Source organism: Actinoallomurus rhizosphaericola (genome assembly GCF_024055675.1).
GTDB classification, from domain to species: domain Bacteria; phylum Actinomycetota; class Actinomycetes; order Streptosporangiales; family Streptosporangiaceae; genus Actinoallomurus; species Actinoallomurus soli.
In genome coordinates this window covers 15,989-39,883 of the sequence record NZ_JAMXMW010000014.1, presented here as the reverse complement: position 1 = coordinate 39,883, position 23,895 = coordinate 15,989, and the positions used below count along the sequence as shown (strand labels likewise).

26 protein-coding genes are annotated in these 23,895 nt (G+C 73.1%); 15 read left to right on the top strand and 11 right to left on the bottom strand.

Going from position 1 to position 23,895, the window contains the following annotated elements; translation table 11 throughout:
• The first annotated feature begins 5 nt into the window (after positions 1-5).
• Positions 6-854 carry a GNAT family N-acetyltransferase gene (locus NE234_RS28030; protein ID WP_252783665.1) on the top strand — a complete coding sequence of 283 codons (849 nt, stop codon included), beginning with the start codon at positions 6-8 and terminating at the stop codon, positions 852-854.
• A gap of 40 nt (positions 855-894) precedes the next feature.
• Here NE234_RS28030 and NE234_RS28025 read toward each other — a convergent pair whose 3' ends face one another.
• Both NE234_RS28025 and NE234_RS28020 read right to left on the bottom strand, forming a co-directional pair.
• Positions 895-1,110 carry a hypothetical protein gene (locus NE234_RS28025; RefSeq protein ID WP_252783664.1) on the bottom strand — a complete coding sequence of 72 codons (216 nt, stop codon included), beginning with the start codon at positions 1,108-1,110 and terminating at the stop codon, positions 895-897.
• Positions 1,111-1,232: 122 nt separating this feature from the next.
• On the bottom strand, positions 1,233-1,982 hold the full coding sequence (locus NE234_RS28020; RefSeq protein ID WP_252783663.1) for a nucleotidyltransferase family protein: 750 nt from the start codon (positions 1,980-1,982) through the stop codon (positions 1,233-1,235).
• A gap of 223 nt (positions 1,983-2,205) precedes the next feature.
• Here NE234_RS28020 and NE234_RS28015 point away from each other — a divergent pair, with 223 nt between their 5' ends.
• Both NE234_RS28015 and NE234_RS28010 read left to right on the top strand, forming a co-directional pair.
• The gene (locus NE234_RS28015) at positions 2,206-3,081 is read left to right on the top strand and encodes a DMT family transporter (protein ID WP_252783662.1); all 876 of its coding nucleotides are present in this window, start codon (positions 2,206-2,208) and stop codon (positions 3,079-3,081) included.
• A complete protein-coding gene (locus NE234_RS28010; RefSeq protein WP_252783661.1) occupies positions 3,078-3,968 on the top strand; it encodes a DMT family transporter in 891 nt (296 codons plus the stop codon). The genes NE234_RS28015 and NE234_RS28010 overlap by 4 nt, the downstream gene beginning before the upstream one ends.
• On the opposite strand, the gene NE234_RS28005 is transcribed toward NE234_RS28010, so the two are convergent.
• Positions 3,925-5,241: an MGDG synthase family glycosyltransferase gene (locus tag NE234_RS28005; RefSeq protein WP_252783660.1), complete on the bottom strand. Its 1,317-nt coding sequence runs from the start codon at positions 5,239-5,241 to the stop codon at positions 3,925-3,927. The genes NE234_RS28010 and NE234_RS28005 overlap by 44 nt on opposite strands.
• A 188-nt stretch (positions 5,242-5,429) precedes the next feature.
• Between NE234_RS28005 and hpnC the strand changes: the two genes are divergently transcribed.
• The 7 genes from hpnC (at position 5,430) to hpnH (ending at position 13,287) form a co-directional block, all read left to right on the top strand.
• Positions 5,430-6,260 carry a squalene synthase HpnC gene (hpnC, locus tag NE234_RS28000; RefSeq protein WP_252783659.1) on the top strand — a complete coding sequence of 277 codons (831 nt, stop codon included), beginning with the start codon at positions 5,430-5,432 and terminating at the stop codon, positions 6,258-6,260.
• Positions 6,261-6,264: 4 nt separating this feature from the next.
• On the top strand, positions 6,265-7,122 hold the full coding sequence (gene hpnD, locus NE234_RS27995) for a presqualene diphosphate synthase HpnD (RefSeq protein ID WP_252783658.1): 858 nt from the start codon (positions 6,265-6,267) through the stop codon (positions 7,120-7,122).
• Complete coding sequence (gene hpnE / locus NE234_RS27990) at positions 7,119-8,570, top strand: hydroxysqualene dehydroxylase HpnE (RefSeq protein WP_252783657.1); 1,452 nt, start codon at positions 7,119-7,121, stop codon at positions 8,568-8,570. Before hpnD ends, hpnE begins: the two co-directional genes overlap by 4 nt.
• Positions 8,567-9,580, top strand: a complete 1,014-nt coding sequence (locus NE234_RS27985) for a polyprenyl synthetase family protein (RefSeq protein ID WP_252783656.1) — start codon at positions 8,567-8,569, stop codon at positions 9,578-9,580. Before hpnE ends, NE234_RS27985 begins: the two co-directional genes overlap by 4 nt.
• The gene (shc, locus tag NE234_RS27980) at positions 9,580-11,631 is read left to right on the top strand and encodes a squalene--hopene cyclase (protein ID WP_252783655.1); all 2,052 of its coding nucleotides are present in this window, start codon (positions 9,580-9,582) and stop codon (positions 11,629-11,631) included. Before NE234_RS27985 ends, shc begins: the two co-directional genes overlap by 1 nt.
• Positions 11,628-12,218 (top strand): phosphorylase family protein, encoded by a 591-nt coding sequence (locus tag NE234_RS27975; protein ID WP_252783654.1) that lies wholly within the window; start codon positions 11,628-11,630, stop codon positions 12,216-12,218. The genes shc and NE234_RS27975 overlap by 4 nt, the downstream gene beginning before the upstream one ends.
• A 64-nt stretch (positions 12,219-12,282) precedes the next feature.
• Entirely contained in the window at positions 12,283-13,287 is a 1,005-nt protein-coding gene (gene hpnH, locus NE234_RS27970) for an adenosyl-hopene transferase HpnH (RefSeq protein WP_252783653.1), read from the top strand.
• 40 nt (positions 13,288-13,327) lie between these two features.
• Here the strand turns inward: hpnH and NE234_RS27965 are convergent, their stop codons facing one another.
• The 4 genes from NE234_RS27965 to NE234_RS27950 all read right to left on the bottom strand — a co-directional run bounded on the left by NE234_RS27965 (position 13,328) and on the right by NE234_RS27950 (position 16,470).
• Positions 13,328-13,663 (bottom strand): hypothetical protein, encoded by a 336-nt coding sequence (locus tag NE234_RS27965; protein WP_252783652.1) that lies wholly within the window; start codon positions 13,661-13,663, stop codon positions 13,328-13,330.
• 8 nt (positions 13,664-13,671) lie between these two features.
• Positions 13,672-14,694 carry an SDR family oxidoreductase gene (locus tag NE234_RS27960; RefSeq protein ID WP_252783651.1) on the bottom strand — a complete coding sequence of 341 codons (1,023 nt, stop codon included), beginning with the start codon at positions 14,692-14,694 and terminating at the stop codon, positions 13,672-13,674.
• Between the two features lie 127 nt (positions 14,695-14,821).
• Positions 14,822-15,820 (bottom strand): alpha/beta hydrolase, encoded by a 999-nt coding sequence (locus NE234_RS27955; protein WP_252783650.1) that lies wholly within the window; start codon positions 15,818-15,820, stop codon positions 14,822-14,824.
• A 155-nt stretch (positions 15,821-15,975) separates the two neighbouring features.
• Positions 15,976-16,470, bottom strand: coding sequence for a universal stress protein (locus NE234_RS27950; protein WP_252783649.1), 495 nt, complete (start codon positions 16,468-16,470; stop codon positions 15,976-15,978).
• Between the two features lie 106 nt (positions 16,471-16,576).
• Here NE234_RS27950 and NE234_RS27945 point away from each other — a divergent pair, with 106 nt between their 5' ends.
• Positions 16,577-16,990 carry a MarR family winged helix-turn-helix transcriptional regulator gene (locus NE234_RS27945; protein WP_252783648.1) on the top strand — a complete coding sequence of 138 codons (414 nt, stop codon included), beginning with the start codon at positions 16,577-16,579 and terminating at the stop codon, positions 16,988-16,990.
• 54 nt (positions 16,991-17,044) lie between these two features.
• On the opposite strand, the gene NE234_RS27940 is transcribed toward NE234_RS27945, so the two are convergent.
• The gene (locus NE234_RS27940; RefSeq protein ID WP_252783647.1) at positions 17,045-18,073 is read right to left on the bottom strand and encodes a mechanosensitive ion channel family protein; all 1,029 of its coding nucleotides are present in this window, start codon (positions 18,071-18,073) and stop codon (positions 17,045-17,047) included.
• A 242-nt stretch (positions 18,074-18,315) separates the two neighbouring features.
• On the opposite strand from NE234_RS27940, the gene NE234_RS44555 reads away from it, so the two are divergent.
• Both NE234_RS44555 and NE234_RS27935 read left to right on the top strand, forming a co-directional pair.
• Complete coding sequence (locus NE234_RS44555) at positions 18,316-18,441, top strand: hypothetical protein (RefSeq protein ID WP_256529509.1); 126 nt, start codon at positions 18,316-18,318, stop codon at positions 18,439-18,441.
• A 90-nt stretch (positions 18,442-18,531) separates the two neighbouring features.
• Positions 18,532-20,163, top strand: coding sequence for an alpha-amylase family protein (locus NE234_RS27935; RefSeq protein WP_252783646.1), 1,632 nt, complete (start codon positions 18,532-18,534; stop codon positions 20,161-20,163).
• 5 nt (positions 20,164-20,168) lie between these two features.
• Here NE234_RS27935 and kynU read toward each other — a convergent pair whose 3' ends face one another.
• Both kynU and NE234_RS27925 read right to left on the bottom strand, forming a co-directional pair.
• Positions 20,169-21,344: a kynureninase gene (gene kynU / locus NE234_RS27930; protein ID WP_252783645.1), complete on the bottom strand. Its 1,176-nt coding sequence runs from the start codon at positions 21,342-21,344 to the stop codon at positions 20,169-20,171.
• A 12-nt stretch (positions 21,345-21,356) separates the two neighbouring features.
• Complete coding sequence (locus tag NE234_RS27925) at positions 21,357-22,205, bottom strand: tryptophan 2,3-dioxygenase (protein WP_252783644.1); 849 nt, start codon at positions 22,203-22,205, stop codon at positions 21,357-21,359.
• A gap of 133 nt (positions 22,206-22,338) precedes the next feature.
• On the opposite strand from NE234_RS27925, the gene NE234_RS27920 reads away from it, so the two are divergent.
• Positions 22,339-22,794: an Lrp/AsnC family transcriptional regulator gene (locus NE234_RS27920; protein ID WP_252783643.1), complete on the top strand. Its 456-nt coding sequence runs from the start codon at positions 22,339-22,341 to the stop codon at positions 22,792-22,794.
• A 132-nt stretch (positions 22,795-22,926) separates the two neighbouring features.
• On the opposite strand, the gene NE234_RS27915 is transcribed toward NE234_RS27920, so the two are convergent.
• Positions 22,927-23,379 (bottom strand): cysteine dioxygenase, encoded by a 453-nt coding sequence (locus NE234_RS27915; RefSeq protein WP_252783642.1) that lies wholly within the window; start codon positions 23,377-23,379, stop codon positions 22,927-22,929.
• 256 nt (positions 23,380-23,635) lie between these two features.
• Here NE234_RS27915 and NE234_RS27910 point away from each other — a divergent pair, with 256 nt between their 5' ends.
• Complete coding sequence (locus tag NE234_RS27910; RefSeq protein WP_252783641.1) at positions 23,636-23,833, top strand: DUF3072 domain-containing protein; 198 nt, start codon at positions 23,636-23,638, stop codon at positions 23,831-23,833.
• Positions 23,834-23,895: the final 62 nt, after the last annotated feature.

The following is a 23,895-nucleotide window of genomic DNA, read 5'->3' as shown; positions in this document are numbered from 1 at the left end:
GGCTCATGGGCTGGGTTATGACCGGGGATATTGCGGAATATGACGAGACCGCTGGGTTCTTCCTCCGGTCCCGGCCGGTCGAGAACACCGTCCTGATCACCGTGGCGGAGTCCCTGCGCGCGCGGGGACTCACCGCATACGGGGACGCGCCGGCGGTGATGGGGTTCTTCCTGTCCGCCGGGTGCGTGGCCGGGGCGTTCGTGCACACGCCGCCGTTCCCGCTGCTGCTCAGCGCCATGCCGGAGCAGGCCGTCACCGAGCTGGCCAAGACCCTGGCCGCTGAGAGACTCCGGCTGCCGGGGGTCACCGGCCGCCACCAGCTCGCCGAGATCTTCGCCGAACGCTGGCGGGCCGAGACCGGATCCGGCTTCACGATCTGGGAACGCCGGCGCCTCTACCGGCTGGAGGAAGTGTGCGTCCCGGACACGCCCGGCCAGGCCCGCCTCGCCGAGCCCGGCGACCGCGACCTGCTTCTCGACTGGTACCACGATGCGGAGCGGGAGATCCGTAAGCGCCCCGGAGATCACGCGGCGGCCGTCGACGACCGGATCGCGTACGGCGGGCTGACGCTCTGGGAGCGGGACGGCACGCCGGTGGCGCTCGCGGGCCGGACCCGGATGGTCGCCGGGATGGTGCGGATCGCCCCCGTCTACACCCCGCCGGAGCACCGGCGGCACGGGTACGGCGCCGCCGCCACGGCCGCGGTCGGCCGGGCCGTCGTCGCGGCCGGAGCCGAAGAGGTCGTCGTCTTCGCCGACCTGGCCAACCCGGGGATCAACGCGATCCACCGGCGCATCGGCTTCCAGCCCCTGGACGACTACCTGGTGATCTCTTTCGGCGGGCGCGGCGCCTGAGGGACCGCGCCTCCGGCTCGCGGAGGCGCGGCGGCCCCCGTCACGACCCGCCGGCCACGCGGCTTCCCTCTTCGGCGGGCTCCTCGGCCGGTACCACGTCCGCCGTCGGTGCCCCCGAGACGAACGCGGCCGACAGCGTCAGCAGCATGGCCCACAGGCCGAAGAAGGTGAACGCGACGGCGCCGTACGGCCCCGTGATCCAGTAGATGAACAGACCCGCGCAGATGATTCCGATCCCCGTTAACGCGATGCGCATGGGTACTACTTTGCGGCGAGACCGGAGTGGCTGTCGAGTGGTTAAGACAGGGGAGGCGAGACCTGCGCCGAGGATTTCGGTGCCACCGGCGACGACGATCCACGGCGGTGACGGGGCGGCGTCTAGATCGCGGCTCCGAACAACCCCTCCGCCTGCCTGATCGCCGCTACGAGGGCGCCGGGTTCCGGGCGCAGTCCGGTGGTGATCGTGTCGATGCCGCGCAGGCCGGCGCGCTCCAGGAGACGCTTCTCGTTGGTGACCCACTCACCGCGCGCGGCCAGCACCGCGTGTGCCGTGTTCATGGCGGCGGTGGCCAGCGCCCCCGCGACCTCGGTGGCCTGACCGCGCCGGGCGTAGGCGTCCTCGGCGTACCGGAGCGTCACGGCCGCGCGGCCGCGCCACACCGGCGGGGCCGCCTCGCGCAGCGCCCGCGGGTACTCCGGGCGGGGCAGTGTGCCGCGCAGCACCTGGTTGACGGCGAGTTCGGCGACCACCAGGTAGCTGGGGATGCCCGCGAGGTGGAACATCAGCGGCTCCCAGTGGAAGCGGCCCTGCCGGGCCTCGGCGAGTTCGTGCTCGACGACGTCGAGGTCGCGGTAGTGGACGTCGACGCGCCGGCCGTCGATGGTGAGCCACGCTCCTCCGTTGAAGACCCCGCCGCCCCAGCCGCCGAGCTCGGAGACCTCGCCGTCCCAGCCGACGGCGCGCAGATCGGCCGGGTCGAAGCCGCCCCGGTAGTAGACGGCCAGATCCCAGTCGCTGTCCGGGTCGTGCGTGCCCTGGGCGCGCGAGCCGCCGAGAGTGACGGCCCGCACGGCGGGCAGGGCCGCGAGCCGGTCGGCGACGAGGTCGAGGAACGTGGCGTCGGTCATGAGGATCATCCTCTCGTCCCCGCCATGGACCGGTCATGCGGATATTTCTCGTTCCGGCCGGCCGGTCGGCCGGCCGGTCGTGGGGATCGTCCTCGTTCCGGCCACGGTCGCGGCCGGGCCGGCCACCGTCCCGAGGGCGCGGCGGGCCGATGGATTCGCAGGTCAGCCGGTAGGAGGCGGGGCGTAGGGGTACCACCCCCTACGTGAGTTCGGCGGGCGGCCGATGAAGACGTTCCTCGCTCTCGCGGCGGCCTGCTTCCTCGGCATCGGATTCGTGGCCCAGCAGCACGTGGCATACCGCGAGCCGCTGGACGAGATGCTGCGGTTCAAACTGCTCGCCCATCTCATCCGCCAGCCGGTGTGGCTCCTGGGTATCGCCGCGATGGTCTGCGGGCAGGTGTTGAGTGCGGTGGCGCTCGACGAGGCCGACCTGGGCCGGGTCGAGCCGCTGCTGGCGACCAATCTCATCTTCGCGCTCGTCATCGCCCACGGGGTCTACAAGGAGCCGCTCAGCCGGGAGGTCTGGCTGGGCGGATCGCTCGTCACGGGGGGAGCGGTGATCTTTCTGGCCTTCGGGCAGCCGCACGGGGGGCGGACCACGGGACCGTCGTCGTTCCGCTGGCTCGTGGCCGGCGCCGTGGTGGTGGTCGCGGCCGGGCTCGTGCTGGCCGCCCTCCCGCGTTCCCTGCGGACCAAGGCGATGCTGTTCGCGGCGGCGGCCGGAATGCTGTTCGGCGTGCAGGACGCGCTGACCCGCAGCTCGCTGCTGGAGCTGGGGAAGGGGGTGCCGGTCGCCCTGCGGAGCTGGCAGCCGTACGCCCTGATCATCATCGCCCTGCTGTCGCTGCTGCTCGCGCAGAGCGCGTTCGACGCGGCGCCGATCGGCATCTCGCTGCCGGCGATGACGGCGGTCGAGCCGATCATCGGCATCATCCTGGGGATCTTCGTCTTCGCCGAGCACCTCCGTCTCACCGGGCCCGCGATCGCGGCCGAGGTCCTCGGCCTGCTGATGATCGTCGCCGGGATCGGCGTGCTCGGCCGCTCGTCCTTCCTCGGCAAGCCGGGACCGGCCGTACGGCAGGACGGCGGCCCGGGATGATCTCCGTACTGTTCGCGGTCCTCGCCGCGGCGAGCAACGCCCTCGCGTCCGTGCTGCAGCGGCACGCGGCACGCCTGGCGCCCGAGGACGAGGCGTTCCGGCTCGCGCTGATCTGGGATCTCATCCGGCGCCCGGACTGGCTCGGCGGCATCGTCGCGCTGATGTTCGGGTTCCTGTTCCAGGCGGCGGCGCTGACCAGCGGGGAGCTGTCCCTGGTGCAGCCGATCCTCGTCATCGAACTGCCGATCACGATGCTGCTGCTGGCCGGTCTCTTCCGGATCCGGCTCGGCATGGAGTCCTGGCGGGCGGTCGCCGCGCTGACCGTCGGGCTGGCCGTCCTCCTGGCCTCCGCCGCCCCGTCCGCGGGGCATCGGCATCCGAACCGGATCGAGTGGGCGATCGCCACGCTGGTGACCCTCGGCCTGGCCGCCTACCTCGTCTCGGTGGCGAAGGTCACCCGCGGGGCGAGCCGCGCGGCGCTGCTCGGGGTCGCCTCCGGTCTGGGGTTCGCGTTCACGGCCGCGCTGATGAAGGAGGCGACCCATGTCCTGCCCGCGGGCCCCGTCGCGCTGCTGACCTCCTGGTCGGTGTGGGCCATGGTGGCGGCCGGGCTGGGCAGCCTCTTCCTCCTGCAGAACGCCCTGCACAGCGGCACGCTCGTCGCGGTGCAGCCCGCCCTGAACGTCTCCGACCCGGTCTCCAGCATCGCGTACGGGGTCGGCCTGTTCGGCGAGAACATCCGCCTCGGCGGGTGGGTGGTCCTGGAGCTCCTCGGCGTCGGCCTGCTCCTGTACGGCAGCAGGCTGCTGGCCCAGTCACCGCCCGTCTGCGACCACCCCCAGGTCAACCCGCCCGGTCCGGAGAGCGAGACCCGTCTGGGGCACTGACCGCCGCCTCGTACGGCGCGAGGAGCAGGTCCTCGGCCGGGGGCGCGTCGAACAGCGCCGCCGCGCGGGCGACCGGCCGGGCCCGTACGGCGGGGTCCGCGAGCCGGTCGAGCTCGGTGAGGAGGCGCCCGGCGTCCTCGGCGTGGACGCTGAGCCCGGCGCGGGCCATCGCCAGGACGCCGTCCCGGCCGTGGCCCGGGATCGGCCGGTACGACACGACCGGCAGCCGCGCCGCGAACGCCTCCCGGCACGTCAGCCCCGCGGCGTTGTCGACCAGGGCGTGGGCGACCGCCATCAGCTCGGGAAGATCCGTACGCCAGCCGAGCGCGACGGTCCCCTCGGCGGCGTCGAGCCGGGCGCGGAGCGCGTCGTTGCGGCCGCACAGCACGACCGGCATGTACCGGCCCGAGCGCGCGAGCACCCGCGCGGTCTCCTCGACCTCGCCGACGCCCCACGAGCCCGCCGAGACCAGGACCAGACGGTCCTCCGGCCGGGTGCCGAGCCGGGCGTGGACCGCCGCCGCGTCGGCCCGTGCGTTCCGGAACGCGGGCCGCGTGAGCGGAGCGTGGCAGGCGGCGGGACGACCCGTCGCGGCGGCGACGTCACGCGCCGTCTCCGGGCAGGGGCACAGGTAGCGGTCGACGCCCGGATGCAGCCACAGCCGGTGGGCCGCGAAGTCGGTGAGCAGCACCGCGCAGGGGACCGGTGACCGTCCCGTGCGGCGCAGGTGGCCGGCCGCCTGCGCGGCGAGGTGGAACGTCGAGACGACCAGGTCCGGGGCCCGCCGGCGCAGCAGGCGGGCCAGGCGCGCGGCGGCCAGCACGGTCAGCGGAGACGCGGGCGACACCGCCCGGCGCCCGGCGAAGACCGCGCGTGCCCGGCGCCCGGCGGGCGCTGCGCGTATCCGGTGGTCGGCGGGCGCTGCCCGTGTCCGGTGGCCGGCGGGCGTCATGCGTGTCCGGTGGCCGGCGGGGGCCGCGCGCGACCGGCGGCCGGGCACGAAGAACAGCCGGTAGATCAGGGCGTACGACCACGGCGCACGCCGCATCATCCAGCCGTACCAGGCCCGCAGGGCGCGCCCGAGGCCCAGCGGGAGCAGGTCGAGCACGTCGACGACGTCGGCGTCGTGACCGGCGGCCGCGAGCCGGGCGGCGAGTTCGGCGGCGACGGCGTCGTGACCGGCGCCCATCCCGGCGCTGAGGACGAGTACCCGGCGGCCGGTTCCGGATCCATTTCTGGGAATGCTCAGGTGGGCTTTCTCGGTGCTTTTCATTAGAGTTCCGTGAGTCCTTGTTGGCGGACCTTTTCCTCGCTCGACGGCGGCGTCGTCAGTATGAGTTCTCCCTGATGAGGGCAACCTGCTGATCTCTGAAGAGTCAAATCATCGTCGATATACGGTCTGCTCGGCTGTTATCGGCCGCCCAGTCGTTTACGTCGTCTCTCCAGGGAAATCGTGAAGCCGTGTCATCGGCAGAGGGTGTCATATACAAAGCGCGCCGCGAGAATTTCCCGGTCGCGTCGCGGCTGCTGCCGCGCGGGTACCGCCGGCACCTGATGGCGGTGTACGGCTTCGCCCGGTTCATCGACGACATCGGAGACGAGGCGCCGCCCGCCGACCGGCTCCGCCTGCTGGACGTCGTCGAGGACGACCTGGCACGTCTCTACGCCGGGCGCGTCGCGCAGGTGCCGGCCGTCGGAGCGCTGAAACGGACCGTCGGCGAGTACGGGATCCCGGCTGAGCCGTTCCGGCGGCTGATCCGGGCCGGCCGGCGCGACCAGGCGGTCACCCGCTACGAGAGCTTCGAGGACCTGCTCGCCTACTGCGAGCTGTCCGCGAACCCGGTGGGCCACATCGTGCTGCACGTGTTCGGCGCGGCGGACCGGCGGCGCTGCGCCCTCTCGGACCAGGTCTGCTCGGCGCTGCAGGTGATCGAGCACTGCCAGGACGTCGGCGAGGACTACACACGCGGCCGGGTCTACCTGCCGGGCGCCGACCTGCGCCGGTTCGGCTGCACGGACGACGACTTCGCACGCGCGAAGACCCCGGACCGGCTGCGCCGCGCGGTCGCCCTGCAGACGACCCGGGCCGGCGCGCTCCTGGACGCCGGGACCGCCCTGGTCTCGGAGCTGACCGGCCCGGCGCGCGTCGCCGTGGCCGGCTACATCGCGGGCGGCCGCGCCACGATCACCGCGCTCGTGGCCGCGGACCACGACGTCCTCGGCCGGGCCGTCCGCCCCCGGCGGACGCGGCTGCTGACGACGTGGCTGCGCGTCCTCGCGACAGGAAGGTGAGCCGGTGAGCGTATCCGACGCCTATCGAAGCTGTGAGCAGATCGTCCGCACGCAGGCGCGGAACTTCTCCTATGGCATCCGGCTGCTGCCGGGGCCGAAGCGCCGCGCGCTCAGCGCCGTGTACGCCTTCGCCCGCCGGATCGACGACATCGGGGACGGCGACGGGCCCGCCCACCGGCGGCTGGCGCGCCTGGAGGAGGAGCGCGCCGCCCTGCACCGCCGCACGCCCGACCCCGGCGACCCGGTGCTCGTCGCCCTCCGGGACGCCGCGCGCCGCCTGCCCATCCCTCTGGCGGCGTTCAACGAACTCATCGACGGGTGCGCGTCCGACGTGCGCGGCACGACGTACGCCCGCGCCGAGGACGTCGTCACGTACTGTCGCAGCGTCGCCGGATCGGTGGGCCGCCTCTCGCTCGGCGTCTTCGGCGCCGACGACGTCGAGGCCGCCACGCCGCTGGCCGACTCCCTCGGCATCGCCCTGCAGCTCACCAACATCCTGCGGGACGTACGGGAGGACCGCCTGATCGGGCGGATCTACATCCCGGCCGAAGACCTGGACCGCTTCGGCTGCACGCTCGACCTCGACTGCGACGGCGCCTTCACCGACCCGCCGGACCGGCTCGCGGCGCTGATCCGGTTCGAGGCCGACCGGGCCCGCGGCTGGTACCTGCGCGGCCTGCGGCTGCTGCCCCTGCTGGACCGGCGCAGCGCGGCCTGCACGGCGGCGATGGCCGGCATCTACCAGTCGCTGCTCGAACGGATCGCCACCGATCCGACCGCCGCCCTGGCCGCCCGCTCGGCGCTGCCGACGTGGGAGAAGGCCATGGTCGCCGCCCGCGCCCTGGTCGGGGCGGGCCGGTGAATCCGTCGGTGCTGGACGGGCGGCCCGACGCGCCGGGCCCCGACGGGCGGTCCGCGGCGGACCGCGCCGGCCGGCCGGCGCCGTCGAGCGCCCGGCGGCCGGTGGATCCGCCGGGCCGTCACGCCGCGACGGCGCCGGTCGCCGTCGTCGGCGGCGGCTTGGCGGGCATCACCGCCGCACTCGCGCTCGGCGAGGCCGGCCTTCCGGTCACGCTGTACGAGGCGCGTCCCCGGCTGGGCGGCGCCACCCACTCCTTCGAGCGGGACGGGCTCGTCGTGGACAACGGCCAGCACGTCTTCCTGCGCTGCTGCACGGCCTACCGCGGCCTGCTCGACCGGCTCGGCGGCACCGACCGGGTCCGCCTCCAGGACCGGTTCGACCTGCGGGTGCTCACGCCCGCCGGCCGGCCCGGCAGGCTCCGGCGCACGGCACTGCCGGGGCCGCTGCACCTGATGCCGGCCCTGGCGGCCTACTCGCTGCTGCGGCCGGCCGACCGGATGCGGGCCGTACGCTGCGCGCTCGCCCTGCGCCGCCTCGATCCCGCCGATCCGGAGCTCGACGGGATCGGCCTGGGGGACTGGCTGGCCGCCCACGGGCAGCGGGACACGGCACGGCGGGGCCTGTGGGAGCTGTTCGCCGTCGCAGCCCTGAACATCGGCGTGGAGGAGGCGGCCCTGGGGCCGGCCGCGATGGTCTTCCGCACCGCGCTGCTGGGCCGGGCGGACGCCGCCGACATCGGCGTGCCCGCCGTGCCGCTCGGCGACCTGCACGGCACGGCCGCGAAGGCGGCGATCGAGAAGCGGGGCGGCCGCGTACGGCCGGCGGCCAAGGTCACCGCGATCGAGCCCGGGCCGGTGGTCGTGGTGGACGGCGAGCGGATCGACGCGGCGGCCGTCATCGTCGCGACCCCGCACCGGCAGGCCGCGCACCTGGTGCCGTGGGACGCCGCCCCGGACCGGCAGCGCTGGGCCGGCCTCGGCGAGAGCCCGATCGTGAACGTCCACCTCCACTACGACCGGCCGGTCACCGACCTGCCGTTCGCGGCCGTCGTCGACTCGCCCGTGCAGTGGGTCTTCGACCGGACACGCGCCTCCGGCGCCCGTACCGGCCAGTACCTCGCCGTCTCGGTGTCGGCGGCGGACCGCTGGATCGACGAGCCCGCCGCGAAGCTCCGCGCCGAGTTCGTCCCGGCGATGGAGCAGCTGTTCCCCGCGGCCCGCCACGCCGGGCTGCGGGACTTCTTCGTCACCCGGGAACGCCGCGCGACCTTCCGCCAGGCGCCCGGCAGCGGCGCACTCCGGCCCGGACCCGACACACGGTGGCCCGGGCTGTACCTCGCCGGCTCGTGGACCGACACGGGCTGGCCCGACACGATGGAGGGAGCCGTGCGCAGCGGACTCACCGCCGCCCGTCTGGTCCGGAGCCGTCTGACGGGGGGCGCCTCATGACGGCGATCGCCCCGCCGTCGGTCTCCGGCGCCCGCTCGCTCGTCGAACCGGTGCTCCGCGACGCCGTCGCGCGGCTCGACCCGCTGACCGCCCGGGTCGCCGGGTACCACCTCGGCTGGAGCGATCCGTACGGCCGGCCCGCCACACCGGGCGGCAAGGCGCTGCGGCCCGCGCTGGCGATCCTGTCGGCCCGCGCGGCGGGCGCGGACGTCGGGTCGTGCCTGCCGGCCGCCGCCGCGGTGGAGCTCGTGCACGCGTTCTCGCTGCTGCACGACGACATCATGGACGGGGACCGCGTCCGCCGGCACCGGCCCTCCGCCTGGACCGTGTTCGGCCGGTCGGCCGCCATGCTCGCCGGCGACGCGCTGCTGGTCCTGGCCGGGGAGCTCCTCCTCGAACAGGGCACGCGCGGCGGGGTGTGGGCGGCGCGGGGACTGGCCGCCGCCACCCAGCGCCTCATCGCCGGGCAGGCGTCCGACCTGGAGTTCGAGGGGCGGCCCGACGTGAGCCTGGAGGAGTGTCGCCGGATGTCGGCGGACAAGACCGGCTCGCTGCTGGCCTGCTCCTGCTCGATCGGGGCGATGGTCGCCGAGGGGCCCGCGCACCTCGTGGCGGCGCTGGCGGCGTTCGGGGCGCAGGCGGGCCTGGCCTTCCAGCTCGCCGACGACCTGCTCGGCATCTGGGGCGCGCCGGAGGTCACCGGCAAGCCGGTCCTGGCCGACCTGCGGGCGCGCAAGAAGAGCCTGCCGGTCGTCGCCGCCATCACCAGCGGGACGACCGCCGGTGAGCGTCTGGCCAAGCTCCTCGCCCAGCCGGACCCGCTCTCGGAGGCCGAACTCGCCGAGGCCGCGCGCCTGGTCGAGGAGGCCGGCGGACGCGCGTGGGCCGAGGCGGAGGCCGAGCACCGGCTCGACGCGGCCGAGCGCCAGCTCGCCGCCCTGGACCTGCCCCGGGGCGTCCGCGAGGAGTTCGGGGAGATCATCCGTTTCATCGCATCCCGGGACCACTAGTGGACACAGACACCCGTACGACCGGCGCCGCCGTCGCTGTCACGGCGGACGTGACCCTCAGGGCCGACGTGGCTCTCAAGGCCGACGTCGCTCTCAAGGCGGCCTGCGACCACCTCCTCGGCCTGCAGGCCGAGGAGGGCTGGTGGAAGGCCGAGCTGCAGACGAACGTCACGATGGACGCCGAGGACCTGCTGCTGCGGGAGTTCCTCGGCGTCCGCGACCCGGAGGACACCGCCGAGGCCGCCCGCTGGATCCGATCCGAGCAACGCGCGGACGGTTCGTGGGCCAACTTCCACGAGGGTCCCGGCGACCTGTCCACCACGATCGAGGCGTACGCGGCGCTGCGGCTGGCCGGAGATCCGGCCGACGCCGCGCACATGCGGGCCGCCGCCGCCTTCGCGCGCCGGCACGGCGGGATCGAGGCCAGCCGCGTCTTCACCCGCATCTGGCTGGCGCTGTTCGGGCAGTGGCCGTGGACGGACCTGCCGGTCATGCCGCCCGAGCTGGTGTTCCTGCCGCCGTGGTTCCCGCTCAACGTCTACGACTGGGCGTGCTGGGCCCGGCAGACGGTCGTGCCGCTGACCATCGTGAGCGCGCGACGCCCGGTCCGGCCGCTGCCGTTCGACCTGGACGAACTGCGCACCGGCCGCCGGCCGCGCCGCCGCCCGCGACTCGGCTGGGACGGGTTCTTCGGCGCCCTCGACCGCGCGCTGCACCGCTACGAACGACGGCCCGTGCCCGGCCTGCGGCGCGCGGCACTGCGCCGCGCCGTCGAGTGGATCGTCGCCCGGCAGGAGCCGGACGGCTCCTGGGGCGGCATCCAGCCGCCGTGGGTGTACTCGCTCATCGCCCTCCACCTGTCCGGCTACGACGTGGACCACCCCGTCATGCGCCGGGGCCTGGACGCGCTCGACCGGTTCACGATCCGCGACGAGCGGGGCCGCCGCCTGGAGGCGTGCCAGTCACCGGTGTGGGACACCGCGCTCGCCGTCAACGCGCTGCGCGACGCGGACGTGCCGGGCGACCACCCCGCGCTCGTGCGGGCCGGCCGATGGCTGCTCGACGAGGAGGTCAAGGGCCCCGGCGACTGGGCCGTGCGGCGGCCGTCGCTGCCGCCGGGTGGCTGGGCGTTCGAGTTCGACAACGACGGCTATCCGGACACCGACGACACCGCCGAGGTGATCCTCGCGCTGCGCCGCGTCGCGCTTCCGGGCGCACGGCCCGCGATCGACCGGGGACTGCGCTGGATGGCCGGGATGGCGTCCCGCGACGGCGGGTTCGCCGCGTTCGACGCCGACAACACCCGTGAGCTGTGCCTGCGGCTGCCGTTCTGCGACTTCGGCGCGGTGATCGACCCACCATCCGCCGACGTGACCGCGCACGTCGTCGAGGCGCTGGCGCACGAGCGCCCGGCGGAGTACGGGGACGTGCTGCGCCGGGCCGTCGTCTGGCTGCTGGAGGCCCAGGAACCGGACGGCTCCTGGTTCGGCCGCTGGGGCGCCAACCACGTCTACGGCACCGGGGCGGTGCTGCCCGCCCTGGTCGCCGCCGGCGTGCGCCCGCAGCGGCCGTGCGTCCGGCGGGCCGTCGCCTGGCTCGAGCGCCACCAGAACGACGACGGCGGCTGGGGCGAGGACCTGCGGTCGTACCGCGACCCGGCCTGGATCGGGCGCGGCCACTCCACCCCCTCGCAGACCGCCTGGGCGCTCATCGGGCTCCTGGCGGCGGGGGAGCGCTCGGCGGCGGTCGAACGGGGCGTGGCGTGGCTCGTCGGCGCCCAGCGCGCGGACGGCACCTGGGACGAGCCCTACTTCACCGGGACCGGCTTCCCCGGTGACTTCTACATCAACTACCACCTGTACCGGCTCGTGTTCCCGATCAGCGCCCTCGGCCGCTACCTGAGCGCGGGTGGCTCCACGGACGGTTCCGCGAACGGTCCCCGGCACGGTTCGGCGGGCGGTCCTGCGGGTGGTTCCGTGGCCGGTGTCGCGGGCGGCTCCGCAGGTGGTTCCGTGGCCGGTGTCGCGGGCGGCTCCGCGGAGGGCACGTGAGCGGGCTGGTGATCTGCACCGCGCTGCGCGTCGAGCGGCGGGCCGTGCGCCGCGGGCTGCCGTCGTCCGCGCGCGACGTCCGCGTCGTACGGACCGGCCTCGGGCCGCGGCGCGCCGCCCGCGCGGCCGCCCGGCTGCCCGAGCACGCCGCGCTCGCGGTCACCGGGTTCGGTGGCGCGCTCGACCTCGGGCTGCGCCCCGGTGACGTGCTCGTGGCGACGGAGGTGCGGTTCGGCGAGCGGGTCATCCGGTGCGCGTCGGCCCGCCCGATCGCCGAACGGCTGACGCTCGCCGGCCTGGACCCGCGCACGGGACCGCTGTTCACCTCGCCGCGCCTCGTCACGGGCGGGGAGCGGCTGCGGCTCGCGGCGGCCGGCGTCCGCGCCGTCGACATGGAGACCGGGCCGCTCGCCGAGGTCGCCATCGGAAGGCCCTTCGTCGCCGTGCGCGTCATCGTCGACACCCCGGCCATGCCGTTGCTGCGGCTCGGCACCGTTCGCCGCGTCCGGATCGCCCGGAGCCGGCTGCGCCGCGTGACCCCGGTCCTGGTGGCCTGGGCGGGGACCACGGCGGAGGCGATGTCATGAGCGAGCGGAGCGCGCGAGCCGTGAGCACGGTGCCTCTGGTCACTTCCCCGGCGGAGGAGGACGCATGAGCATTCCGGTCCGTCAGAGCCTGCGCATCGGCGCGTACATCCTGGGCCGCAAACTGCGGCGCGTCCGGAGGTTCCCGCTGCTCGTGGAGCTGGAGCCGCTGTTCGCGTGCAACCTCGCCTGCGCGGGCTGCGGCAAGATCCAGCACCCCGCCGACGTCCTGCGCCGGCGCATGCCCGTCGAACAGGCGGTGGCCGCCGTCGAGGAGTGCGGCGCGCCGATGGTGTCGATCGCGGGCGGCGAACCGCTCATGCACCCGCAGATCGGCCGGATGGTCCGTGAGCTCGTCGCCCGCAAGAAGTACGTGTTCCTCTGCACCAACGCGCTGCTCATCCCCAGGAAGATCGACCAGTTCGAGCCGTCGCCGTACTTCGCCTGGACCGTGCACCTCGACGGGCTGCGCGAACGCCACGACGCCTCGGTGTGCAAAGAGGGCGTCTTCGACAAGGCCGTGGCCGCCGTCCAGGAGTGCCGGCGCCGCGGGTTCCGGGTCACCACGAACACGACGTTCTTCAGCACCGACAGCCCGCAGACGGTCATCGACGTGCTGAACTACCTGAACGACGACCTGGCCGTCGACCAGATGATGATCTCCCCGGCGTACGCCTACGAGAAGGCGCCGGACCAGGAGCACTTCCTGGGCGTCGAGGAGACGACGAGGCTGTTCCGCAAGGCGTTCGCCGGGGGCAACCGGCGGCGCTGGCGGTTCAACCACTCACCGCTGTTCCTCGACTTCCTCGAAGGCCGGGTCGACTTCCCGTGCACGGCCTGGGCGATCCCGTCCTACTCGCTGTTCGGCTGGCAGCGGCCCTGCTACCTGATGGCCGACGGATACGCCCGCACCTACCGGGAACTGGTCGAGGAGACCGACTGGGACTCCTACGGCCGCGGGCGCGATCCCCGCTGCGCCAACTGCATGGCGCACTGCGGCTATGAGCCCACGGCCGTGTTCGCCACCATGTCCTCCCTGAAGGAGACCCTGCGCGCCGTGCGCAGCGGCTGACCCACGTCACCTGGCCCGCACGATCATCTGGTCCGCGCGGTCACCGGGTTCGCGCGTGCAGGAGCGCGCCGGTCGCGAGAACGAGTGCGCCGACGCCGTCCACGGCGGCCGGGCGCCGCCACAGCGGCAGGAACGCCACGGCCCCCGCGCAGGTCGCCGCGTGCAGCAGGTCCACCGCGGCGCCGAGCCGCAGCACGGTCGGGGTCGGCCTGGCGAGGTCGATCCCCGCCTGCAGGGCGTGCCGGCCGCCGAGCACGCGCAGCACCCAGCGCTGCGAGGCCGTGGCGGGCCGGCCGGTGATCGTCTCCAGCACCGCGCCCGGCGCCGTGATCAGGACCGTGCCCCAGGTCAGCCGCGCGAGCGGTTGCGCCCTCATCGGCGCCGTCATCGTCCGTTCCGCAGAAGCCCGACGCCGGTCAGGCCCAGCGCCGCCCCGGCGCCGGCGGCCAGCAGGCCGCGGTGCTCCGCCGCCCAGGTCTGGACGCTGCGCGGGTGCGCCTTGTCGTCGAAGCTGCCGTGCGCGCCGAAGTCGCGCCCGTCGGGGCCGTCGGCGGGCTTCCAGAGGTTCGCCGGCTGGTTCGGGTCGCGGGGCTGGTCGGTCTGCTGCGCCTTGTACCCGGTCCGCGCGAGGTAGCGGTCGAGCAGGCTCGGGGCGATCCGGTTGGCCAGCAGTGTCGCCACCGTGCTGCCGCCCACCCAGTACTCCCGGCGCTTCGGATGGTCGGCGGCGTACACCAGCGCCCGCGCGGCGACCTCCGGCTGGTAGATGGGCGGGACCGGCTGCGCGTGTTTGGGCAGCTTGCTCTCCACCCAGTCGAACTGCGGGGTGTTGACCGCCGGCATGTGCACGATCGTCGCGTGGACGTTGCTCTTCCGGTGCAGCAGCTCGGTCCGCAGCGACTCGTGGAACCCCTGGATCGCGTGCTTGGCCCCGCAGTACGCCGACTGCAGGGGGATTCCGCGCTTGGCCAGCGCCGACCCGGTCTGCACGATGACGCCGTGGTCGCGCGGCAGCATGCGGTCGAGCGCCGCCTTCGTCCCGTACACGAACCCCAGGTAGGTCACCTCGGTGGTGCGCTTGAACTCCGCCGGGTCGATGTCCTTGAACTCGGCGAACACCGAGCTGAACGCGACGTTCACCCAGACGTCGATCGGCCCGAGCTCCTCCTCGACGCGGTCGGCGGCGCCGCGTACCTGCTCCCAGTCGGCGACGTCGGTGGGGATCGGCAGGGCCTGCCCGCCGGCGTCACGGATCTCCTCCGCCGCGGCTCGCAGGCCGGCCTCGCCCCGCGCCAGCAGGGCCACCTTGTCGCCGCGCGCTCCGAACTCCCGCGCCGCCGCGCGTCCGATGCCCCCGCTCGCGCCGGTCACCACGACGACGCGAGGTCTGCTGTTGCGGTCCGTCATCCCATCACCCCTCACGAGCGTTCGAGAACCCGCCGGACGGCCCACCGGGCCCGGCATGGCAACGCTCCGCCCCTACCCGCGAGCCTCGCGGGTTAACGGGACGACGAGGTCCTGAGGGGGCGACCGCTCAGGCGACCTTCTTCGCCTTGATCGCCTTCATCATCAGCGGCCAGGCGGTGTGCATCTCCGGCTGCCACGTCGACCAGTCGTGGTAGCCCTTCTGGTAGATGTGCGCGGTGACCGGGATGTGCAGCTTGTGGAGCCGGTCGACCATCGCGGTGGTCGTCGCTCCGCAGACGACCTCCTGCAGCTCGACCGCCTCGCCGCCCGCCGGGTCGTGCTCGCCGGGCAGGCCGGTGAGGCCGCTGGCGAGGTAGAGCCCGGTGCCCTTGAGCTTCGACGCGAGCTCGTACGGGTCGTTGGCCTTCCAGTTCCTGCCGTCGATGCCCGGGATGCCCCAGATCCGGAACGGGTCGTACTTCTCACTGGCCTCGAACATCACGAGCGCGGGCACGCCGGTCTGGGTGAGGTGGAGGACGCCGCTGAGCGAGACGGCGTACTTGAACATCCCCGGGTGCCGCGCGGCGTACTTGACCGCGCCGTACCCGCTGGAGGAGACGCCCATCGTGGCGCGGCGCGTGCCGGCGTGGTAGTTCCGCTCCATCAGCTGGAGCAGCTCCTTCGTGTGGAAGGTCTCCCACTTCGGGGTGCCGCGCCTGCCGCCGTTCCACCAGTCGGTGAACCAGCCCGCCCATCCGGTGTCGGGCATCACGACCATGACGTCGTACGACGCGGAGACCTTCGCGATGTCGGTGCTGCGGGTCCACGAGACGTACGTGTCCCGGCCTCCGTGGTAGGCGTACACGACGGGCCAGGACACCTTGGTGGCCCGTTTCCACGTGCGTGGCACCAGGACGCGGACCGGCACCGAGGCGCCCAGCGCGGGGGAGCGGACGGTCAGGTCGACGGTGCGCGCGTCGATCCAGTGCTCGGCGGTGATCTTCGCGCCGTCGTCGGCGGCGACCCGCTTCACGGCGCCGTCCGCCGTACCGGACAGGACGCCCACCGAGGCGGTGACCGCCAGGAGGACCCCGGTGAGGCCCCGCGTGAATCCGGCACCGACCATGCGACGACTCCCGCTTTCCGTGATCGTGCGACGAGGAGCCATCACCCTTGCGGAAACCGCGGCCCGTTCGCTGCGCGTGTCCGGCACGAAAACGGCGCGGCGATTGGCACGGGAGGACTAAAACGGGCCCTCCGTGCGGCGGTGCGGACGGTCCGTCACGGCGTGATCGCGAGATGGACGGAGTACTCCCGTGCCCGGGCGAGCCGGCGCGCCGGACAGCGGTGGAACAGCCGGGCCCACCGGCCGGTGCGGGGCGACTGCCCGACGAACAGCGCGTCGCCGTGCCGGGCCATCGTGACCTCGCGCAGGATCTTGTCGGGACGGCCCATGACGACCTGGAACTCCCAGGGGCAGGGGAGCGGGTCCAGGATCTGGACGCAGTCCAGCCAGGCCTGCATCTCGATGAGGTCCCGGCAGTCCCGGCTGGCCAACGCGGCGCCGGGGGCGACGAGCGCGGCCATCTCGCCGATGCTCGGCTGGCAGCGCACGTGCACGCACAGGATCCGCGCGTCGGCCTGGCCCGCCTCGTCGGCCGCCTGGCACAGCGCGGCCCGGCCGGAGTCGGATCCGTCCACGCCCACGACGTACAGCGGTCTGTGCCGCGCGTCCCGCTCGGCGCCGTCGGGGCTGGAAATGAATGACTCGTCCATGGTGGCCCGTCTCCTCACTCAGACTCCATAGTACGCTATATACATGACGGATCGGGGTCCTGTAACGACCGGAAGTGACGAAAAGGCCGACCTTTTCGAAGCCTTCGTGGATGCGGTGCTGGACCTCCTCCGCTCGGCCCGGCGTACGGGCGGCGCGGCCAACACGGTCCAGGGGGACGCCATCTCGGTGCCGCAGCTGGTCGTCCTGGGCGCGATCGACGTCGCGGGGGACCGCGGGATCTCGGCGGTGGCGGAGCGGGCCGGGCTGGCTCAGCCCACCGTGACCCGCGCCCTGGTCGCGCTGGAGCGCCGGGGGATGGTCGAACGTACGCCGCACGCCAGCGACGGGCGGAGCAGGTGCGTCGCACTGACGGCCGCAGGCCGGGCCGTGCTCGAGGAGAAGAGACAGGAGATCGTCGGCCGGTTCGCCGAGCTCTGGGCGGACCTGTCGGCCGGCGAACGGGACCACGCCGTGACCCTCGTCCGCCGCCTGTCCGCCATCACCGACCGGCTCGTCTGAACCGGCCGGCTCGTTCGAACCGAGTGGCTCGCCGGAACCGGCAGGCCGACGCCGTCAGCGGGGCTGGGCCGCGCTCGCGAGGAGGATGCCGCCCTGGGGGAACGGAAGGTCGATCCCCTCGTCGCGGAACCTGCGGTGGAGGCGCTTGATGAACTCGTGGACCACGACGTACTGGTCGGTGAACTCCCGGGTCCGGAGGTTGACCGAGAAACCGACGCTCGTCTCGCCCAGCGTGTTGAACCGGACCGAGGGCTCGTAGTCGGAGACGCCGCCGTCCACGGTGGCCATCACCTCCTGGGCCACGTCGAGGGTCACCTTCTCCACGTGATCCAGGTCGCTGTGGTAACCGATGACGACCTTGACGGAGATCGACATGTCCTGCGCGGGCCGGTGGAAGTTCGTCACGATGGCGTCGGCGAAGCGGGAGTTCGGCACGACCACCAGGTTGTCGGGGAGCTGGCGGATGGTGGTGTTCCGCCAGTTGATGTCGACGATGTAGCCCTCCTGGCCGCTGTCCAGCCGTACGAAGTCGCCCGGCTGCACCTTCCTCGACGCCAGGATGTGCACACCGGCGAACAGGTTGGCCAGCGTGTCCTGCAGCGCCAGCGCGACCGCCAGGCCGCCCACGCCGAGGGCGGTCAGCAACGGCGTGATCGAGACGCCGAGGCTCTGCAGGAGGATGAGCGCGCCGATCCCGACGACCACGACGCGGACGATGTTGACGAAGATCGTCGCGGACTGCGCGACGCCCGACCGGGCCAGCGCGATCGAGGAGACGACCCCTGCGGCGAAACGCGCGATCGCGATCGAGATGGTCAGGATGAGGACCGCCACGAGGGTGCGGCCCGTCGTCGTCCGGATGCCCGGCTTGAGGTGCAGCGTCAGCACTGAGATCCACAGGCCGAGGACGGTGCACGGCACCACCGCGAGGTCCCGCAGCAGCCTGACGAACAGGTCGTCCCAGGCCCACCGGGTGTTGCCCGCGCGGTGCGCCAGCCGGCCGAGGAGCGCGCGCAGGCCGAGTCCCGTTCCCGCCGCGGCGACGGTCACGGCCACGGCCACCACGAGTCGCTGCCAGTGCACGTTCGAGTTCCTCCACTTCGTCGGGATTGAGCTGGCCGGGAGGGCCGAGAATCAGCGAGCGTAGCCAGCCCGCCACCGTCATGCGGCGCTATGAGGCGGTTTCCGGCGAAAAGCCTGCTAGACGGCTTTTCAGTGGAATGTCGCACATGGGTGGTCACGCACCGCTCATCTCCAGGCTCACCTGCGGGGTGGCCGGGTGCGGCCAAGATCGTTACTGACCGGTTGACCTGGTCGGGTCCACCATGCGGACGTACCTGGCCGCCAAGGGCTACACCGACCTGTACCCGGCACTGCGCAAGAAGGCGAAGTCCAAGCAGGTGAAGCGGCTGCCGTTCAACCTGCCGGGCAAGGCCCTGCGCCGCGGGTAGCGGCGCTCCCGGTCGTCCGGGACGGGCCTGCGGACCAGGCCCGTCCCGTGGTCACGTGCACTGCGGGTAAAGCAGGGTAAAGAGCCGGCCATGACGGACAAGGCGACCAGTGACCTGTGGTGGAAGAACGCAGTGGTGTACTGCGTGGACGTGGCGACCTGGCTGGACACCGACGACGACGGCGTCGGCGACCTGTCCGGCCTGACCAGGCGGCTGGACTACCTCAGCGGCCTCGGCGTCAACTGCCTGTGGCTGATGCCCTTCTATCCCTCGCCGCTGCGCGACGACGGGTACGACATCACCGACTACTACGCGGTCGACCAGCGGTTCGGCAGTCTCGGCGACTTCGTCGAGATGCTCCGCACCGCCGACGACCTCGGCATCCGGGTGCTGGTCGACCTCGTGCTGAATCACACGAGCAACGAGCACCGCTGGTTCCGGGACCGGCCCGACTACTACGTCTGGAGCGACCACCCCCGCAAGGAGCCCAGCGAGGTCGCCTTCCCCGGCGAGCAGGACGGCACCTGGTCCTACGACGAGGCCAGAGGCCAGTGGTACATGCACCGGTACTACGACTTCATGCCGGACCTGGACATCACCAAGCCCGAGGTCCGCGACGAGATGAACAAGATCCTCGGCTTCTGGCTGGAGCTGGGCATCTCAGGCTTCCGGGTCGACTCGCTGCCGTTCATGATCGAGACGGTCGGCACCGACTGCCGGGACAACCCGGTCAGCTTTCTGCGGTCGATGGTCGAGTTCCTCGAACGGCGGCGCGGTGACGCCATCTTCCTCGGCGAGGCGAACGTCTCCCCGGAGGAGCAGCAGCGGTACTTCGGCCTCGACGGCGGCGAGGGCGTGCAGATGCTGTTCGACTTCCGCGGCTGCGCGGCCCAGTGGCTGTCGCACGCCCGCGGCGACGTCACCCCGCTCGCCGAGGCGCTGCGGAACCGGCCGGCGCACCCGGTCGGCGGCCAGTTCGCCAACTTCTGCCGCCACCACGACGAGCTGAACCTCGGCCTGCTCAGCGAGTCCGAACGCGACGAGGTCTTCGCCGCCTTCGCCCCCGAGGAGACCCACCGCGTGTACGGGCGCGGCATCCGGCGGCGCCTGGCGCCCATGCTCGGCAACGACCCGCGCCGGATCCGGCTCGTCCTCGCGCTCACCCTCGCCCTGCCGGGCACGCCGGTCATCCTGTACGGCGACGAGATCGGCATGGGGGAGGACCTGTCCCTGCGCGGCCGGCTCGCCGTCCGTACCCCCATGCAGTGGTCCGCCCGCCCGAACGGCGGCTTCTCGCGGGCGAAGGAGGTCTACCGCCCGGTGCTCGCCGACGGGGAGTACGGCTTCCGCGAGGTGAACGTCATCGGCCAGCGCCAGGACCCCGACTCCCTCTACTCGTGGACCAGCCGCGCGATCCGCGTCCGCCGCGAGTGCCCCGAGTTCGGCTGGGGCGAGTGGGAGATCCTGGACGTCGGCGACACGCGCGTGCTCGGCCTCGCGTACCGGTGGCGGGACGGCCGCGTCGTCACCCTGCACAACGTCTCCGCCGACCCGGTGCGCGTCAAGCTGCCCGACGACCTGGACCTGAGCGGCGTGGAGCAGATCCGCCAGATCTTCGGCGACGCGCCGGCGATCGAACTCGGCCGGGAGATCGAGCTGGCCGGCTACGGCTACCGCTGGCTCCGCCTCATCGACGACGAGGTGACCACCGCCATCATCTGAGGCCCTCAGCCGAGGACGTCCGCCAGGGTACGGGCGGCGTGGAGGGCGTCGGCGTGGCTGACGTACAGCGGGGCGAAGCCGAAGCGCAGGACGTCGGGGGCGCGGAAGTCGCCGATGACCTCACGGGCGATCAGCTCCGCCATGACCGCCTCGGCGCCGGGGTGGCGGAGGGACACCTGGTGGCCGCGCCGCTCGTCCCGTGGGGTCAGCACCTCGACCGTGCCCGGCGGCAGGAGCTCGGTCACGCACGCGACGAAGAAGTCGGTCAGCGACAGGCCCTTGGCGCGCACGTCGGCCAGGTCGACGCCGTCCCACACCTCCAGGGCGGCCTCCAGGGCGAGCAGGGACAGGATGTCCGGAGTGCCGCAGCGGCCCCGCTCGATCCCGTCGGCGGGAACGTAGTCCGGGGCCATGGCGAACGGCTCCCGGTGGCCGCTCCAGCCCGACAGCGGCTGGTCGAATGCCTCCTGCAGGTCACGCCGCACGTACAGGAAGGCGGGCGCGCCCGGTCCGCCGTTGAGGAACTTGTAAGTGCAGCCGACCGCGAGGTCGACCTCGAGGGCGTCCAGGGCCAGCGGGAGCACGCCGACGCTGTGGCACAGGTCCCACACGACGCGCGCGCCGGCCGCGTGCACGCGCGCGGTCACGGCGGCCATGTCGTGCAGCCGGCCCGTGCGGTAGTCCACGTGGTTGGCCAGCACCACGGCGGTCCGCTCGCCGAGCACCGCCGGGAGGTCGTCGAGGTCCGCGGTCCGCAGCACCCGGCCGGTCAGTTCGGCGACCGACGTCGCGATGTAGCCGTCCGTGGGGAAGGTGGCGGCGTCGACGACGATCTCGCGCCGGCCCGGCGCGAGCCGGACGGCGCCGACCAGCGCCTTGAAGACGTCGACGCTGGTCGAGTCGGCGACCACGACCTGGCCGGGCGCGGCGCCGAGCAGCGGCGCGATCCGCTCGCCCACCCGCCGGGGCGCCTCCCACCAGCCCTCCGACCAGGACCGGATGAGCCGGCCGCCCCACTGCTCGCGGACCACCCGCTGCATCCGGTCGGCGACGCGCCGGGGCGGGGCGCCGAGGGAGTTGCCGTCGAGGTAGACGGTGCCGGGCGGAAGGTCGAACTCCGCGCGCAGGCGCGCGAGGGGATCCTCGGCGTCGAGCTTGGCGGCGCGTGCGGTCAGGTCCATCAACGTGATCCTTCAGACGTGGGAGCGGGCGGTCCACAGCTCCGGGAACAGGTCCCGGCGGGCGCGCTTCTCCAGCCAGGACACCCCCGCCGAGCCTCCGGTCCCGGTCTTGGCGCCCATCGCGCGCCGCGTGGCCATCAGGTGGTCGTGCCGCCAGCCGGTGAACTCCTCGGCGACGTCGGTCAGCGCCTCGCCGAGCCGCAGCAGCTCGCCCTCGTCGGTCGCGTAGATCTTCGCCCAGACGTCCTCGACGGCGGGGGACGGGGCGTACGGGCGGGTGAGGTCGCGGTTCAGCACGTCGTCCGGTACGGCGTGTCCCCGTCGCGCCAGCAGCGCGAGCGCCGCGTCGTACACGCCGGGCTCGGTCAGCGCCCGTGACAGCTCGGCGTGCTGGGCGGGCACCGACCGGTGGGGGACGAGCATCGACGCGGACTTCTCGCCGAGCAGGAACTCCACCTGCCGGTACGCCGCCGACTGGAAGCCGGAGCCCTCGCCGAGCGCGTCGCGGAAGGCGTTGAACTCCCGTGGTGTCATCCGCGCGATCGGCAGCCAGGCGGCCCGCAGCGCCTTGACGTGGAGAACGCAGCGGTGCAGCGCGGTGGTGGCCGCGCGGACGTCGTCGCCGGCCAGCCGGTCCCGTGCGTACTTCAGGTCGAAGGCCAGCAGGCCGAAGTACAGCTCCATGACCTGCGTGACCACGAGGAACGACCGCTCCAGCGGCTCGTCGGTGACCGGCCGCTGGAGGTCGTGCAGCGTGGCGGCGTGGACGTAGTCCTCGTACGGCGTGGTGCCGCCGAAGTCGAGCCTGGGCTCGTCGGCGGAGTGCAGGACAGGGCAGCCGGACAGTGCATCGGCCGTCACCTCGGACCTCCTTCGTCACTCGGGGCACTGACCATTGTGTGCGGGACGATTCAGACATCAAAGGGGCGATGGGAGGCACAAAGTCCCTGTTTTCTTACGAATGCGAGCAGATCCGGCGGTTAGGCTTACGTGCATGAAACCGGACCTCGACGCGGTGGACTGGGCTCTCCTCGGGGCGCTCCAGGAGGACGCCCGGCTGTCGTACAACGAGCTCGCCCGCAGGGTGCACCTGTCCCCGCCGACGGTCGCCCAGCGGGTCCGCCGGCTGGAGGAGGCCGGGGTGATCACCGGCTATCACGCCCGCGTCGACCCGGCGGCGGCCGGTTTCCCCGTCGTCGCCCAGGTCCGGATGAAGTGCTACGGCGCTCGCTGCATCACCGTGCACCCCGAGCTGCTCGACGACATCCCCGAGGTGCTCCAGGTGTCGCGGCTCACCGGGGACGTGTGCTCCATGGTCCTGATCGCCACCACGTCGGTCGCCGAGCTCGAGCGCATCCTGGTGCGCCTCGCCTCGCACGGCGAGACGAGCTCGGCGATGGTCCTGTCCACGCCGATCGCCTGGCGGCCGCTCGCGCCCGCCCGCTCCTGACGTCCGTCACGACGACGTCCGTCTGCATGACGGTCGCTCGCCGAGTGGTCGGCGCCGTCGCCGCCCCTGGAAGGCGGCTGACCGCCCACGGGAGGAGGATCCCCATGGACGGCCGGCCCGGAAGCCCGCGGATCACCAGTCGTCCGCGCTCTCCTCCACCAGCTTGATCAGGGTGCCGTCGACGAGGTCGTAGCGGTTCATCACGGTGAGCCGGGGCGAGTACACGTGAACGCTGACCGCCGGGGCGGCCGAGGCGTTGGTCACCGAATGGATGTAGTCCCGGCCGAACTCCCGGACGTCGCCGGGCCCCAGGTCGCGTTCGACGGTCAGGTCGTGTTCGCGCAGGCTTCCGAGGGCGACGGCGAAGGCCCCTCGGGAACCCCCGTGGTCGTGGAAGCCGGTCGACTGGCCCGGGAGCCAGCTGAGCAGCCAGATCTCGTGATCGTCGTCTTGGTGGAGGCGCTCGTACCAGCGCTCTTCGGTACTCAGGCGTACGCGGTGGATCCACTCGTCGGGGGCGGCCGCCAACCGCCGGGCGACGTCGGCCAGGCGGGTCCGGGCGGGCGCGGATGTGCTCGCGGGCATGTGGTGCTCCTGTTGACTCTGAGGGCCGTTCGGTTCACGCGGGTACGGGCGTGGTACACAGCGCGCTCGCCTGCCGTCGCAGGTCGACGTGCAGGTTCAGCCAACGGGGAACCTCGGAGTGCATGGTTCGAGCATGGCCGGAATTGCCTACCTAGTCAACCGGAATACTCGATATCTTGCCGCCCGGTGGGACGGGGTTGGCAGGCATCGGACCGGGTAGTGCATCGAACCTGAGTTCGAGGATTGAGGAGGGGGCATGAGTGAACGGCCGGTGGAGAAGGACCCGGAGGACTGGGCGACGGGGGACGAGCCGATGACCGGACCGCAGGAGTCCTACCTGCGCACTCTCGCCCGCGAGGCGGGCGAGGACGTGCCGGAGAACCTGTCCAAGGCGCAGGCGTCCGAGCTGATCGACGAGCTGCAGGGCCGCAGCAAGCGCCTGCAAGGCGGCTGACCGGGCCCGCCCCCACGCCGGTGAGCGGGCCTGCCCTGAACGACCGGTGAGCAAGCCTGCCC